The organism is Rhizobium indicum (assembly GCF_005862305.2).
GTDB classification, from domain to species: Bacteria; Pseudomonadota; Alphaproteobacteria; order Rhizobiales; family Rhizobiaceae; genus Rhizobium; species Rhizobium indicum.
On record NZ_CP054021.1, the window covers coordinates 4327464 to 4341918 of the forward strand.

Annotated in this window: 12 protein-coding genes; 7 read left to right on the forward strand and 5 right to left on the reverse strand. The window is 59.5% G+C overall.

Annotation, left to right across the window (positions count from 1 at the left end; genetic code table 11):
- Positions 1–732, reverse strand: coding sequence for an AzlC family ABC transporter permease (locus FFM53_RS20990; protein ID WP_138387082.1), 732 nt, complete (start codon positions 730–732; stop codon positions 1–3).
- Between the two features lie 131 nt (positions 733–863).
- On the opposite strand from FFM53_RS20990, the gene FFM53_RS20995 reads away from it, so the two are divergent.
- Positions 864–1109 carry a DUF2164 domain-containing protein gene (locus tag FFM53_RS20995; RefSeq protein WP_033181033.1) on the forward strand — a complete coding sequence of 82 codons (246 nt, stop codon included), beginning with the start codon at positions 864–866 and terminating at the stop codon, positions 1107–1109.
- A 165-nt stretch (positions 1110–1274) separates the two neighbouring features.
- A complete protein-coding gene (locus FFM53_RS21000) occupies positions 1275–2867 on the forward strand; it encodes a hypothetical protein (RefSeq protein WP_138387083.1) in 1593 nt (530 codons plus the stop codon).
- 97 nt (positions 2868–2964) lie between these two features.
- On the opposite strand, the gene FFM53_RS21005 is transcribed toward FFM53_RS21000, so the two are convergent.
- From FFM53_RS21005 to FFM53_RS21015, 3 genes are all read right to left on the reverse strand, one after another.
- The gene (locus FFM53_RS21005; protein WP_138387084.1) at positions 2965–3630 is read right to left on the reverse strand and encodes a dihydrofolate reductase family protein; all 666 of its coding nucleotides are present in this window, start codon (positions 3628–3630) and stop codon (positions 2965–2967) included.
- Between the two features lie 95 nt (positions 3631–3725).
- Positions 3726–4352, reverse strand: a complete 627-nt coding sequence (gene pncA / locus FFM53_RS21010) for a bifunctional nicotinamidase/pyrazinamidase (RefSeq protein WP_138387085.1) — start codon at positions 4350–4352, stop codon at positions 3726–3728.
- Between the two features lie 334 nt (positions 4353–4686).
- Positions 4687–5184: an EF-hand domain-containing protein gene (locus tag FFM53_RS21015; protein WP_138387086.1), complete on the reverse strand. Its 498-nt coding sequence runs from the start codon at positions 5182–5184 to the stop codon at positions 4687–4689.
- A 400-nt stretch (positions 5185–5584) separates the two neighbouring features.
- On the opposite strand from FFM53_RS21015, the gene FFM53_RS21020 reads away from it, so the two are divergent.
- Entirely contained in the window at positions 5585–5932 is a 348-nt protein-coding gene (locus FFM53_RS21020) for a hypothetical protein (RefSeq protein WP_138330536.1), read from the forward strand.
- A 25-nt stretch (positions 5933–5957) separates the two neighbouring features.
- Here the strand turns inward: FFM53_RS21020 and FFM53_RS21025 are convergent, their stop codons facing one another.
- A complete protein-coding gene (locus FFM53_RS21025) occupies positions 5958–8438 on the reverse strand; it encodes an ATP-dependent helicase (protein ID WP_138387087.1) in 2481 nt (826 codons plus the stop codon).
- A 246-nt stretch (positions 8439–8684) separates the two neighbouring features.
- Between FFM53_RS21025 and FFM53_RS21030 the strand changes: the two genes are divergently transcribed.
- From FFM53_RS21030 to FFM53_RS21045, 4 genes are all read left to right on the forward strand, one after another.
- Positions 8685–9161: a VOC family protein gene (locus FFM53_RS21030; protein WP_138387088.1), complete on the forward strand. Its 477-nt coding sequence runs from the start codon at positions 8685–8687 to the stop codon at positions 9159–9161.
- A 413-nt stretch (positions 9162–9574) separates the two neighbouring features.
- Positions 9575–11518 (forward strand): PrkA family serine protein kinase, encoded by a 1944-nt coding sequence (locus FFM53_RS21035; protein WP_138330539.1) that lies wholly within the window; start codon positions 9575–9577, stop codon positions 11516–11518.
- Positions 11519–11530: 12 nt separating this feature from the next.
- Entirely contained in the window at positions 11531–12805 is a 1275-nt protein-coding gene (locus FFM53_RS21040; protein WP_003541349.1) for a YeaH/YhbH family protein, read from the forward strand.
- Positions 12802–14352, forward strand: coding sequence for a SpoVR family protein (locus FFM53_RS21045; protein ID WP_138330540.1), 1551 nt, complete (start codon positions 12802–12804; stop codon positions 14350–14352). Before FFM53_RS21040 ends, FFM53_RS21045 begins: the two co-directional genes overlap by 4 nt.
- The last annotated feature ends 103 nt before the right edge of the window (positions 14353–14455 follow it).

A 14455-nucleotide genomic window follows, 5' to 3' on the forward strand; every position in this document is an offset into this window, starting at 1 on the left:
TCAGACCTCGTGCACTTCGGATTTGAGGGCGTCGGCTTCGAGATCAGCCTCTTGCGGCGGCAAAGGCAGCACGGCGGCGAGCAGGATGCCGACGGCAGCACCGAGGCTGACATGCCAGGGCGAGCCGACATAGCGGTAGGCGAGCACGGAAGCCACCGCGCTGACGAGAGCCACGGGCAGGAAATTGTCTCGCTTGCGGAAGCCGAGGACGATGCCGAGGAAATAGGCCGGCAGCAGAATGTCGAGGCCGATGGCCTTGGGATCGCCAATGAAGCCGCCGAGCATGCCGCCGGCGACGCTGATCAGCACCCAGGGAATGTAGATGATGATGGCGAAGCCGAAATACCAGGCGAAGGTGAGTTGCCGGCCGGACTCGCCACGCTTTACCGCTTCGGCGAATTGCGGATCGACGAGCAGGAAGAAGGTGAAGAATTTCTGCACCGGCGTGAAATGGCCGATGTAGCGCGCCAGCGCCGCCGAATAGAGCACGTGGCGGAAATTGACGGCGAGGATCGACAGAACGATCAGCCAGGCATGGACATTGTGACCGAAGAGTTCGATGCCGACCATCTGGCTGGCGCCGGCATAGACGGTGGCGCTCATGAAGGCGGCTTCGGAGAGCGACATGCCGTTTTCGACCGCAAGCGCTCCGAACAGGGCGCCAAAGGGCGCCGATGCCAGCGCAACGGCGGAGCCGCCCCGCAAACCTTCAACAAAGTCGGCGCGATTCATGGGATCTTCCTGTTGGAATTCAGGTTTCCCCTTATGGCCTGCGGTTTGCAACGGCAATTGAATTTCATTGATTGACCAATCGATTTCGCTGAACCATCAAACTCCTGATCGCATTCGATAAAGAGGCAACCATGAAGAAGATCGAATTTTCGAAGGAAGAAAAGGCTGAGATCGTTTCGCGCATCCGCGCTTATTTCGACCGGGAACTCGATCCCATCGGTGCATTGCCGGCTGAATTCCTGCTTGACTTCTTCGCCGAGGAGATCGGGCCGTACTTCTACAATCGAGGGCTAAGAGATGCCCAGGCCGCCTTATTGCAGAGAATGGACGACGTAGCCGAGGATATCCATCTTCTTGAGAGGGAGGAAAAATTCTAAAGCGCGTCGCGATCTTTCAGATTCGCTTGTCGCGTTCAAACCGCTCCACAGTTTTGCGCGACATGCTTCAGCGCCCACGAAATCAAAAGATGGCCTTCACTTAACGCCAAATTATTTCTGCCCCGATATGGTCGTGACGCTTTCGTTCACCGGGTTGCGTGTTATTTGGCCGTGATTGTCTCTGTTATCGATGCGCCTCGATCCGCCAAGCTCGGCAAGGCGTTGATCTTCATGACCTGGCTTGCGCTGGCGTCTGCGCTTTGCTGGTCCGAAACGGTCTGGCGTGACGAGGTTCGTGCATTGTCACTTGCCCTCCAGGGGGATAATTTCATCGATATGCTTCGCCAGATGCATGGCGAGGGTCATCCTGCTCTTTGGTACATTCTGCTGCGCGCCGCCTATGTCGTGGTCGGCTCACCTGTCGTCCTGAAAGTCGTCGCCCTGACGATTGCGGCAGCGGCGGCCTATCTTCTTGTTTTCAGGCTGAAATTGTCGCTTTCCATCATGCTGCTGTCGCTGTTCAGCAGCTTTTCGATTTTCGACTACGCCGCGATGTCGCGAAATTACGGCATCAGCATGCTGGTGATTTTCCTTATCGTCGTGAGTTGGGAGAAAGGAACACGAAACGGGCTATTGCTCGGCCTGTTGTTTGCCTTGCTGGCAAATACCAACGTCCATTCAGTCGTCCTCGTCGGCGGCTTCCTCGCCTATTGGTTTTTCGATTTAATTCTGGCGCGGCCAAGGCCTGCCCTGACGGAATATCGGGGCTTTGCGACAGCCGCTGCCATTGCCGCGGTTGGAATTATTCTATGTTTCGTAACAGTCTATCCGACCTTCAATGATACGGGGCAGAACGATCTCACTGGCAAGAATTTCGCTTTGCTTGCCCTTGGTGCACTTGCCGCGCCCAGTTCCCATTTTATGGCATTCTATCCCGACCGGATCCTCGAATTGGTCGTGGCATACCCGTTGGCCTCCCGGGTTTTCGCAGCGTTGATGTCCGTGCTCATCTACGCCAGTCTTTTGGCGCTGGCGAACCGGCGGCCGGCGATGATCGCAGCCGGACTGGTTCTCTTAGGGCTTTCGCTGCTTTTTACGCTTGTCTATCCCGGCGGATACAGACATCAGGCGCTCTGGCTGGTTTTCATGATTGCGATCACCGCCTTGACCAGGCATACTCAGCGCGAGGGGGCGGGCGCTGCCGGCATCGAGGCTGCTGGCGGCATCGTAAAGTTCGGGCGCCTGTGCTTCCTGATATTGCTGGCGCTACAAGTCGTGTCCGGCATTGAAAAGGTCAATCAGGCCTTCATAGCCGAAATACCGCTGAGCCGAAGCAAGGATTTCGGTGCGTTCATGCAATCGCGCCCTGATCTCAAGGACGCGGTCATCATGGCGGATCCCGACTATCTCGTGGAAGCCTTGCCCTATTACGTTTCCAATCGCACCTATCTCCTGCGGGAGGAGCGGTTCGGCGCCATCGTGCGATATACCCGGAACGCGCGGCTTTCGCTCAGCCTTGCCGATATTCTGCAAACGGCACATCGATTGCAGCAGAGTGAGCATGCGCCTGTCGTCATTCTTCTTTCGCAGCGGCTCGATCAGATTGCTGCGCCCGTCTCCCTGCGTGAAAGCTATGTTTGGCGGTTGTCTCTGACGCCGGAAGACATTTCTGCTTTCCAGAGCGCGACAAGCCTCGTCAAGCGCTTCGGCCCGGTTGCCGGAAGCGATGAGACGTTCGACGCCTACGTATTGAAATAAGACGCCGGTCGGCAGCCTATTTGGGCAACACGTCCACACTGTCGCGGCTGGCATCCTCGATGAAGCGCAGGTGCCTGTGGAATGCGCCCGGCGCGTCTCAGCCCTCGCGCTTCATCCGTTCTCTGCGTGCGATCTCGGCTTGCGAAGGCTCGGGCATTCCGAAGCTGCCGGTTTCGACCTCGCCGGCGCGCTCGTAGACGCTCATGATAACGCCGGTCGTCGATACCGAGTTGGCCGTGAGCTTCAGCGCTTCCGGCCTGGCGCCCTTGCCGAACAAGCGCTTCCCGGGGCCAAGGATGAGCGGGAAGGTCAGGAGCCGGAGTTCATCGATCAGGTCGTGCGCCAGCAGCGTTTGCAGCAAGCCACTGCTGCCCTGCGTCAGGAGGTCGGGACCATCCTGCTGCTTCAAGCGGGCGATTTCGGCGGCGACGTCGCCGCGCAGCGCAAAGGAATTTTCCCAGGTGAGCGGCTCGTTCGAGGTGGTTGCGACATATTTGGTCGCGGCATTGAAGGCTTTTCCGATGGGATCGTCTTTGCCGACGAAGGGCCAGTGCGCCGCGAAGATCTCGTAGGTCTTGCGGCCGAGCAGCAGCGCGAAGGGGTCGGTAAAAATCCCGTCCATGAAACCGCCCATCGACTCGTCCCAGTAATTGACGGTCCAGCCGCCAAGGGTGAAGCCGCCGGTCGGATCCTCCTGCGGCGCGCCCGGCGCCTGCATGACGCCATCCAAGCTCACGAAGGCTGCGGTAACAAGCTTTCTCATCTCTCAACTCCCATGATTGGTGTGTTCAGAGCCAAGGACGGATGGACGTGTGCCGATCCGACATTCGCCACATTGTCTTTTATCGCTGATCTCAATCAGTCGGCCAGGACCCTGGCGCTGTCGATGATCGCGATGCCATGCGTCCGCATCTCCTCGATGGCGGCGGTGACGCCTTCGGGCGTGATGCCGCGGCTTGCATCCTCGACGAAGCGCACGCGAACGTCAGGCATCATCTCCAGCGCGTCGAGCGCGGAGAACTTGACGCAATAGTCGGTCGCCAGCCCGCAGACGTCGAGGTCGGTGACGCCCTGGTCCTCGAGGAAATCGGAAAGGCCGGTCGAGGCGTCGCGGTCATTGTCGCGGAAGGCCGAATAGCTGTCGATATCAGGATTCTCGCCCTTCTGCTGGATCAGGTCGATCTCTTCGGATTTGAGCTCGGGATGCAGTTCGGCATCGAGCGTACCCTGAATGCAGTGGTCGGGCCACATCATCTGCGGCTTGCCCGACAGTTCCCCCATCTCGAAGGGGGCGGCACCGGGATGGGCGGAGGCGAAGCTGCCGTGGCCTGGCGGATGCCAGTCCTGCGAGGCGACGATCAGATCGTATTTGCCGCTGTCGATCAGTCTGTTTGCGACGGGAACCACCTTGTCGCCATCAGGCACCGGCAGATTGCCGCCCGGACAGAAGCCGTTCTGAATATCGACGAGCAGCAGCGCTTTCATCAAGGCCAATCCCTTCGCTCTATTGCAGTGTAAGACGCCAAGCACACTGAATGGATCAACTAGTGGATTTCCAGGCGCGGACGCGCAAGTGTTAATTCTGGCACTAGCGGTAGTAAGTCTTCGAAACAGAATGCTCTAATGCAATCATTGCGATAGCCGGCGGCGGTTCTCGTGTTGAAATCGAACGGAGGGGGAAGGCGCGTGCATGATTTCCGGATCGCAGACACGGCCCACGACGGTGGCAAGTGCCGGCAAATCGATCTGCCTACGTAGGATACTTTTGTGCTGCATCGATGGATCGAGGCTCCCCCGGCAGAGCCCGGATCTCGGCCAGCTAGACCGCCGCCACGTCTTCGGCCGCGGAATCACCTGCTACGGCGGAAGCGCCGTAGGTATTGCGGTAGGCCTGAAGGGCCGTCTGCATGTCGCTCAGCACCTTGGTGAGGAGCGGATCGCTGTCGCCTGAAGTCTTGATGCTGTTCGGATCGGCGGCAAGAAATTCAGACTCGGTCAACTTGCCGTCGCCATCCGTATCCATCGCGGTGAAGACGCCCTTGGAAGCGTCGTCGCTCTGATCGCTGCCGTCGCCCTGATCGTCGCTGCCGTCGGTCTTCTGCATCGACAGCATCAGCGACAGGATGTCGGCGGTGATCTTCTTGACGATGTCGGTGCTGCTGTCGTCGCTGTCGGTCGACGCCGTGCCCGATGTAGAGGACTGCGAGGCGGCGGCCAACTCGTCCGCCGATATGACGCCGTCGCCATTCTTGTCCAGACTGGAAAGCGGAGACTGATATTGAGTTAAGGTGCTGCCGAGAGATGAAACACTGGTCACTGGAACCTCCTTCGAAAAGTTCGTCGTGAAGCCTGCCTTTCATGGGCGGGCAGCCTCTGGGCTAAGCTGATTTGCGAAAGACGTCAAAGCGACGTTTTGACAGGGCAGAAGTGCGATTGACGACGTGAGGCAACGCACGTTAACCTTTCGGTTACCAAAGTTTTTTCATTGGATTTATTGGCTTTTGTGGGCGGTCGGTTTGTCTGGGCGCGATTAAATCCATGCCGGTGTTGGCCCGAAATTGCCGTAACGCAGCGCGCGGAGGAGCTCTGGGCGGAGTGCCCGCGTTTGCGCGGCTGCGACATTTCGTCTGCTTTCTGCGAGAGGCGACGTCAGGCCGATCTTGCTCCGGGTCATGATTTCTGCCTTTCTTACTCAGAAGCAAGCCGGAAGCGAAGCCATGTCAGAGCCGGATCCCGACGAAAAGATCGATGCGACGTTTCGCAACGGGTCGCTGACGGCGGCCGGGATCATCCTCGGTTTCTCGCTTAATTTCATCAGTGTCTGGGTCTCCAATCCCAATGACTGGAGCCGCATCGATATTCTGCCGATGCTGTTCCTGACCGTGGGCATTGCCGTCCAGGTGAAGGTCTTTGCCGATTTGCTGGCGCGGGACTCCCTGTTTGCCGCCAAATATGACCGGTCTCGCCGGCTCTTTCTGATCGGATTGGGAATCGTCGCTGCGGGCATTGGCGTCGCCCTGATCAACGATATTCTCGGGCTCGGAAGGATGCGGATGCTCGGGTAAGCCTTTTCGCGTCGTGCTGACGCGGTCAGACGCGCTCGACGAACCCGTCCAGCACCCGTTTCTGTCCCGCCCGGTCGAACTCGATCGTCAGCTTGTTGCCTTCGATGCCGGTGATGTTGCCGTTGCCGAATTTCAGGTGGAACACGCGATCGCCGAGCGTGAATTTCGATGGCTCCGACGAGGTCGATTTCGCCACCAGCTCGCCTTCGATTGTGCGCCCCTTCGGGCCGCTTTCGCCATAGCCGATGCGTTCGACGGCGTGGCCGGAGCGGGTGCCCCAATTGTCGCGTGTGGCGTCGGTCTTGTTGGCCTGGGCTCGTTTCCAGCCGGGAGTGGAATAGGAGTTGGCGAAGGGTTCGGCCTTGTCGAAGCGGGACTGGCCGTAGCCGCCGCGGCCGTACCCGCCGTAGCTCTGCTCCATTTCGGCGACCTCGACATGGGTTTCGGGCAGTTCGTCGAGGAAACGCGAGGGCAGGGTCGATTGCCAGAGGCCATGGATGCGACGGTTGGAGACGAACCAGATGTGGCAGCGGTGCTTGGCGCGGGTGATGCCGACATAGGCGAGGCGGCGTTCCTCCTCCAGGCCGGCGCGGCCGCTCTCATCCAGCGAGCGCTGGTGCGGGAAGAGGCCTTCCTCCCAGCCGGGCAGGAAGACGGTGTCGAATTCCAGGCCCTTGGCAGAGTGCAGCGTCATGATCGAGACGGCATCGAGGTTCTCGTTGGTCTCGGCATCCATGACCAGGGAGACGTGTTCGAGGAAGCCGCGCATCGACTCGAAGCTTTCCATCGAGCGGATCAGTTCCTTGAGGTTTTCGAGCCGACCCGGCGCTTCGGCGCTTTTGTCGTTCTTCCACATGTCGGTATAGCCGGACTCTTCGAGGATCTGCTCGGCAAGTTCGGTATGAGGTGTGTTTTCAAGTAGTTCCTGCCATCGGCGGAAAGATTGAATCACGTCGAAGAGCGCCTTTCGCGCCTTCGGCTTCAGCTCGTCGGTCTCGATGATGTCGGCGGCTGCCGCAAGCATCGGGATATCGCGGGCACGGGCATAGTCGTGCAGCGCACGCACCGTCGTATCGCCGAGGCCGCGCTTCGGGGTGTTGACGATGCGTTCGAAAGCGAGGTCGTCGGAGGCTTGAGCGACCAGGCGGAAATAGGCCATGGCATCGCGGATCTCGAGGCGCTCGTAGAAGCGCGGGCCGCCGATGACGCGGTAGTTGAGGCCGAGGGTGACGAAGCGGTCTTCGAATTCGCGCATCTGGAAGGAGGCGCGCACGAGGATCGCCATGTCGTTCAAGAGATGCTTGCCGCGCTGGAGTTGCTCAATCTCCTCGCCGATGGCGCGGGCTTCCTCCTCCGAATCCCAGGAAGCGTGGACCTGCACCTTGACGTCGTCTGGATCGGAGCGGTCGGTGAACAGCGTCTTGCCGAGGCGGCCCTCATTATGGGCAATCAGATGGGCGGCGGCCCCGAGGATATGTTCGGTCGAGCGGTAGTTGCGCTCGAGCTTGATGACCTTGGCGCCGGGGAAATCCTTTTCGAAGCGCAGGATATTGTCGACCTCTGCGCCGCGCCAGCCATAGATCGACTGATCGTCGTCGCCGACGCAGCAGACGTTCTGCGGCTCGCCCTTGGAGCGCTGGGCGAGAAGCCTGAGCCACATGTACTGGGCGGTATTGGTATCCTGGTACTCGTCGACGAGGATGTAGCGGAAGCGGCCGTGATATTCCTTCAAGAGATCCGGGTTCTTGCGGAAGATCGCGATCGGATGCATCAGCAGGTCGCCGAAATCGCAGGCGTTCAGCGTCGTCAGGCGCGCCTGATAGGCGAAATAAAGATCGCGGCCGCGGCCATTGGCAAACGCGCGGGCGTCGCCCTCGGGGATATCGGCAGGGCCGAGACCCTTGTTCTTCCAGGTGTCGATCATGCCGGCGAACTGCTTGGCCGGCCAGCGCTTGTCGTCGAGGCCTTCGGCCTGGATGATCTGCTTGATCAGGCGGATGACATCGTCGGTATCGAGAATGGTGAAATCGGAGCGCAGGCCGACAAGCTCGCCGTGACGGCGCAGAAGTTTGACGCCGATCGAATGGAAGGTGCCAAGCCAGGGCATGCCTTCGACGGCGCCGCCGACGAGCAACGCGATGCGCTCCTTCATCTCGCGGGCAGCCTTGTTGGTGAAGGTGACGGCGAGGATCTGCGAGGGGAAGGCGCGGCCGGTATTGAGGATATGGGCAATGCGGGTCGTCAGCACGCGCGTCTTGCCGGTGCCGGCGCCGGCGAGCACGAGGACGGGGCCTTCCAGTGTTTCGACGGCTTCGGTCTGCTCGGGGTTCAGCCCGGCGAGATAATCCGGTCGCTTGCCGCCATCGCGAGCCGCCATGGCGCGGGCGGCGATGCCGCCACTGGCGGCGGGCGCCCTTTCGGCGGTTGCGGCAGGCGGCTGCGGCTTGCGCGCCATCTCGCCCGGCTCTTCGTCGAAGAAGGGCATATCGTCGAAACTATTGCTCATGGCGCGTAATGTAGTGATTCGGGAAGGAAAGACCAGAAAAGATGTTCTGCTTTCATTCCCGAGCCGGCGCTATCCCAAGCGGTATGTTGCGGGCGGCAATGCCGCCGCCTAGCCCGGCTGTGGTCGCCATGCGGGCGGGCGGAGCTAAAATTTCGATCGCGGCGTGTCGGAACCGGCGCCGGCGGGGCGTCCTTGGGTCATCGGACAGCAGTCCGGATCAACACCCGTCAACAAGGAGGCCGTTTCATGCCGAAGGTCGTTTCAAATCTCTGGTTCGCCGAGGAAGCGCGCGAAGCCGTCGAATTCTACGTGTCTGTTATCCCGGACTCCAGCATCGGCCGCACTACCATATTGCCGGCGGAAACGCCGAGCGGGCCTCCCGGCAGCGTCGAGCTGATCGAGTTCACGCTCGCCGACCAGGCCTTCCTGGCCATGAAGGCCGGCCCGCTCGATAGTTTCAACCATTCCTTTTCGATCGCGATTCTCGTGGAAAGCCAGGCCGAGATCGATCGGATATGGGAGGCCTTCCTCGGCAATGGCGGCACGCCGGAGGCCTGCGGCTGGCTAAAGGACCGCTGGGGCCTTTCCTGGCAGATCGTGCCGCGCGTGCTGTCCGAGATGATCGCCGACAGCGACCGCGAGCGGGCCAAGCGCGTGACCGAAGTGATGCTCGGCATGGTCAAGATCGATGTCGCCGCGCTGGAGAAGGCATTCAACGGCTGAGTCGCGCCGGGTAGCCGCATGATCACGATGCGGGGCGCATGGCTGGGATGCGCCGTTTTCCAGCATGTCTGGAGCGGATCGGCACACGCTGTCCCGCATCGACTTTGGGCAGTTTCACAGCCAAATCGTCGATTTCTCCAGAGCTCGAATCACGGGCGACATTGCACACCCTTTTCATCTTTCTGTCACGTCGCGAAATGTGCTGATATCGCAATAGCCCTTTTCTCAACTACAATAAGAAACAGTTTCGTAGAGTAAAAAAATAACCGGTGCACGCACGTTTTTGTGCATTGCCAGAAACAGCCGGTGAGCGTGGAATATACCTGCGAAACTATTGATTCTTAGGAATGTCGTGGCCATCTCCTTTGGTATGACGACCTAGAGCCTGTGGCATTAACCTTGATGGAGGGCCCATGCTGAGCGAATCCGTATTCGATGCGTTCACCCGCAGCTATGATGCGCGTCGCGAGACCGATATGTCGATCTCGGAGTATCTCGATCTTTGCAAAAAGGAACCGCTTGCCTATGCCAATGCGACCGAGCGGCTGCTCGCCGCGATAGGCGAGCCGCAGATGGTCGATACTGCCAGGGACACGCGCCTCGGCCGGATCTTCATGAACCGGACCATCCGGATCTATCCGGCCTTTGTCGGCTTCCACGGCATGGAAGAGACAATCGAACGCATCGTTTCCTTCTTCCGGCATGCAGCGCAGGGGCTCGAGGAGCGCAAGCAGATCCTCTATCTGCTCGGCCCGGTCGGCGGCGGCAAGTCATCTCTGGCCGAGCGGTTGAAGCTGCTGATGGAGCTTCATCCGATCTACGTGCTGAAGGCGGGTGACGAGATCAGCCCCGTTTTCGAAAGTCCGCTCAACCTGTTCGACCCGGACACGATGGGATCGCTCCTGCAGGAGCAATACGGCATTCCGCTGCGGCGCCTGAGCGGACTGATGAGCCCGTGGTGCCTGAAGCGGCTCGACGATTTCGGGGGCGATATTTCCCGCTTCCGCGTCGTCAGAGTACAGCCTTCGCGGTTGCGCCAGATCGCCATCGCCAAGACCGAGCCTGGAGACGAGAACAATCAGGATATCTCGTCGCTGGTCGGCAAGGTCGATATCCGCAAGCTGGAGACCTATTCCCAGAACGATCCCGATGCCTACAGCTATTCGGGCGGCCTCAACCGCGCCAATCAGGGCGTGCTCGAATTCGTCGAGATGTTCAAGGCGCCGATCAAGATGCTGCATCCGCTGCTGACGGCGACGCAGGAAGGGAACTATATCGGCTCCGAGAATATCGGCGCCATCCCCTTCTCCGGCATCGTCCTTGCGCATTCGAACGAGGCGGAATGGCAGACCTTCAAGGCCAACAAGAACAACGAAGCGTTCATCGACCGTATTTGCGTGATCAAGGTGCCCTATTGCCTGCGCGTGACGGAAGAGCAGAAGATCTACGAGAAGCTGATCGAGGGATCGGAACTCACCGATGCGCCATGCGCCCCGGCAACGCTCGAAATGCTGGCCCGCTTCTCCGTGCTTTCACGTCTGCGCAAGCATGAGAATTCGACGTACTTCTCGAAGATGCGCACCTATGACGGCGAAAGCCTGAAGGAGACGGATCCGCGCGCCCGTAGTGTCCAGGAATATCGGGATGCCGCCGGCATCGACGAGGGCATGGACGGCATATCGACCCGCTTCGCCTTCAAGGTGCTCGCCTCCACTTTCAATCACGACACCACGGATATCGGTGCCGATCCGGTTCATCTGATGTATGTACTGGAGCAGTCGATCCGCCGCGAGCAGTTTTCCGACGATGTCGAGAAGCGATATCTGGAATTCATCAAGGCCGATCTTGCGCCGCGTTACGCAGAGTTCATTGGAAATGAAATCCAGAAGGCCTATCTTGAATCCTATGCGGATTACGGACAGAATCTGTTCGACCGCTACGTGGATTATGCCGATGCCTGGATCGAAGACGTGGACTTCAAGGATCCCGATACCGGCCAGCTTCTCGATCGCGAGCTCCTCAACCAGGAACTGACGAAAATCGAAAAGCCGGCAGGAATCGCCAATCCGAAGGATTTCCGCAACGAAATCGTCAAGTTCTGCTTGAGATCGCGGGCAGCCAACGGCGGAAAGAATCCGTCATGGACGAGCTACGAGAAAATCCGGGAAGTCATCGAAAAGCGAATGTTCTCGCAGGTCGAAGATCTTTTGCCGGTCATTTCCTTCGGGTCGAAGAAGGATTCCGAAACGGAAAAGAAGCACAGCGAATTCGTCTCGCGCATGGCCGCGCGGGGTTACACGGAGAGGCAGGTTCGGCGCCTCGTCGAATGGTACATGCGCGTCAAACAGGCAAGTTAATGTGGAGCCAATATGCACATTGTCGACCGTCGGCTAAATCCGCGCGGTAAAAGTCTGGAAAATCGGCAACGGTTTCTTCGGCGCATGAAAGGCGCCGTGCAGCAGGCGGTAAAACGTTCTCTGCAAAACCGGAACATTCGCGATGTGCTCGACGGCGGGGAAATCAGCCTGCCGATCGATGGAATGGCCGAGCCGAACTTGAGAAGGGGCGACGGCGGCATCCGCGACCATATCCTGCCGGGAAACAGGGCCTTCGTCGAAGGCGACATTCTTCCGCGCCCGCCAGGGAGCCGGGGCGGAAAACCCAAGGATGCGGGTGAGGGCGACGGCGAGGACGGCTTCCGCTTCGTGCTGACGCGCGAGGAATTCCTCGATGTGTTCCTGGACGATCTGGAACTGCCCGACCTTGCCAAGCGGCGCCTGGCCGAAACCGAGGAGGAAACTCCGTTCCGTGCCGGTTATTCCGTGTCGGGATCGCCGTCCAACATCGCCGTCGGTCGCACGACCAGGCTCGCGATGATGCGCCGTGTCGCGCTTCACCGTCCGCGCCGCGAGGAAATCGAAGCCCTGCAGCGGCAGATCGAGGAATGCGAGGACGACGAGAGCCGGCTGGCGCTTGAGGCAAAACTCAAATCCCTGACGGAAAAAAGCCGGCGCATTCCCTATATCGATCCGCTCGACGTGCGGTATCGCCGCTTCGAAAACGAGCCGAAGCCTGTGGCGAAAGCCGTGATGTTCTGCTTGATGGACGTCTCCGGCTCCATGTCGGAACACATGAAGGACCTGGCGAAGCGGTTCTACCTGCTGCTCTACCTTTTCCTGTCGAAGCGCTACAAGAAAGTGGAGATCGTCTTCATCCGCCATACCGACAAGGCCGAGGAAGTCGACGAGGAAACCTTCTTCTATGGCCCGGCAACGGGCGGCACGCTGGTTTCCAGTGCGCTGGCGGCAATGCGGGCGATCATCGCGGCGCGTTTCGATCCGGCAGAATGGAATATCTATGGCGCCCAGGCATCGGACGGCGACAACGCCCATTCGGACGGGAACCTGAGCGGACAACTGCTGCGCGAGATTTTGCCGCTGTGCCAGTATTTCGCCTATATCGAAGTCGGCGAAGAAGGCGGTGACTCCTCGGTATCCCGCTCGCCGCTTTGGATGCTTTATGACGGGATCCGTTCCGAGCTGCAGCCGCTTTCGATGCGCAAGGTCTGCCGGCGAAACGAAATATTCCCTGTTTTCCACGATCTCTTCCAGAAACGTGACGCACAGTCGAAGGTGACGCCATGACCATGACGATGAGGCCACGAGAGCGGCTGTTGTTCGAGGGGGCCGACTGGGATTTCGCAACGCTCCAGCGCATCCACGACGCCTGCGAGGAGATCGCGCTCGGCGAACTCGGCCTCGACGTCTACCCGAATCAGATCGAAGTCATCACCTCGGAGCAGATGCTCGATGCCTATTCCTCGACCGGCATGCCGCTCTTCTATCGCCATTGGTCCTTCGGCAAACACTTTGCTCATCACGAAACCTTCTACCGCCGCGGGATGCGCGACCTCGCTTATGAGATCGTCATCAACAGCTCGCCCTGCATCTCCTACCTGATGGAGGAAAACACGGCGACGATGCAGACGCTCGTCACCGCGCATGCGGCCTTCGGCCACAACCACTTCTTCAAGAACAACTATCTCTTCAAGCTCTGGACCGATGCGGAGGGCATCCTCGATTACCTCGATTTCGCCAAGGGTTATATCACCCGCTGTGAGGAACGTTACGGCGAGACGGCCGTCGAACGCACGCTCGACGCAGCCCATGCGCTGATGTCGCACGGGGTGCATCGATACGCGGGCAAGACCACGATCGATCTTCGCCAGGAGGAAAAGCGGCAGCAGGAGCGCCGCGCCCACGAGGAGCAGATGTTCAACGACCTGTGGCGCACGGTTCCCGTCGGCAAGGCGCGGAAGGCGGGTGACATCGGCCTAGAAAAGCGCCGCGCCGCCCTCGGGCTTCCTCAGGACAACATCCTATACTTTCTGGAAAAGTCGGCGCCGCGGCTGCAGCCGTGGCAGCGTGAGATCCTTCGCATCGTCCGCCATGTCGCGCAATATTTTCATCCCCAGCGGCAGACCAAGGTGATGAACGAGGGAACCGCCACCTTCGTCCACTACCAGATCATGAACCGGCTTCACGAGCGGGGGCAGATCAGCGACGGAAACTTCCTCGAATTCCTGAAGTCGCACGCCAACGTCGTGTTCCAGCCGAGCTATGACGACCGGCGGTTCTCGGGCTTCAATCCCTATGCGCTTGGCTTTGCGATGATGCAGGACATCGAGAGGATCGTCACGACGCCGACGGAAGAGGACCGTGCATGGTTTCCCGATATCGCCGGACGAGGCGATGCAATGGCGGTCCTGCGCGACATCTGGGCCAATTACCGGGACGAGAGCTTCATCAGCCAGTTTCTGAGCCCGAACCTGATCCGGCAGTTGCGACTGTTCCATCTCTACGACGATCCGGAACAGACCGAGGGGGTACTGGTTTCGGCGATCCATAATGAGCGTGGATACCTGCGCATCCGCCGCCAGCTCTCCCGCGAATATGATATCGGCTGGACCGATCCGGCAATCGATATCGTCGATGTCGACCTCGCTGGCGACCGCCGCCTGTTGCTGCAGCACATCGTCATGAATGGCTGCTATCTTCAGGAAAATGACACGAAACTCGTCCTGCAGCATCTCGCCGATCTCTGGGGCTATGACGTGTTGCTTCAGGAAATCGACAGTTCCAGCACGGTGGCGAGAGAACACGCGGCGAGCCCGCGCAAGATCGTTCAGTGATCACAGATTATGCTGACGGCGATAATGAACAATTATCGGTGGCAACAAACACAAAGCCTTAGTAGTTTACCGCCGTTGCAATCGCCCACTTGATCTCGACCAG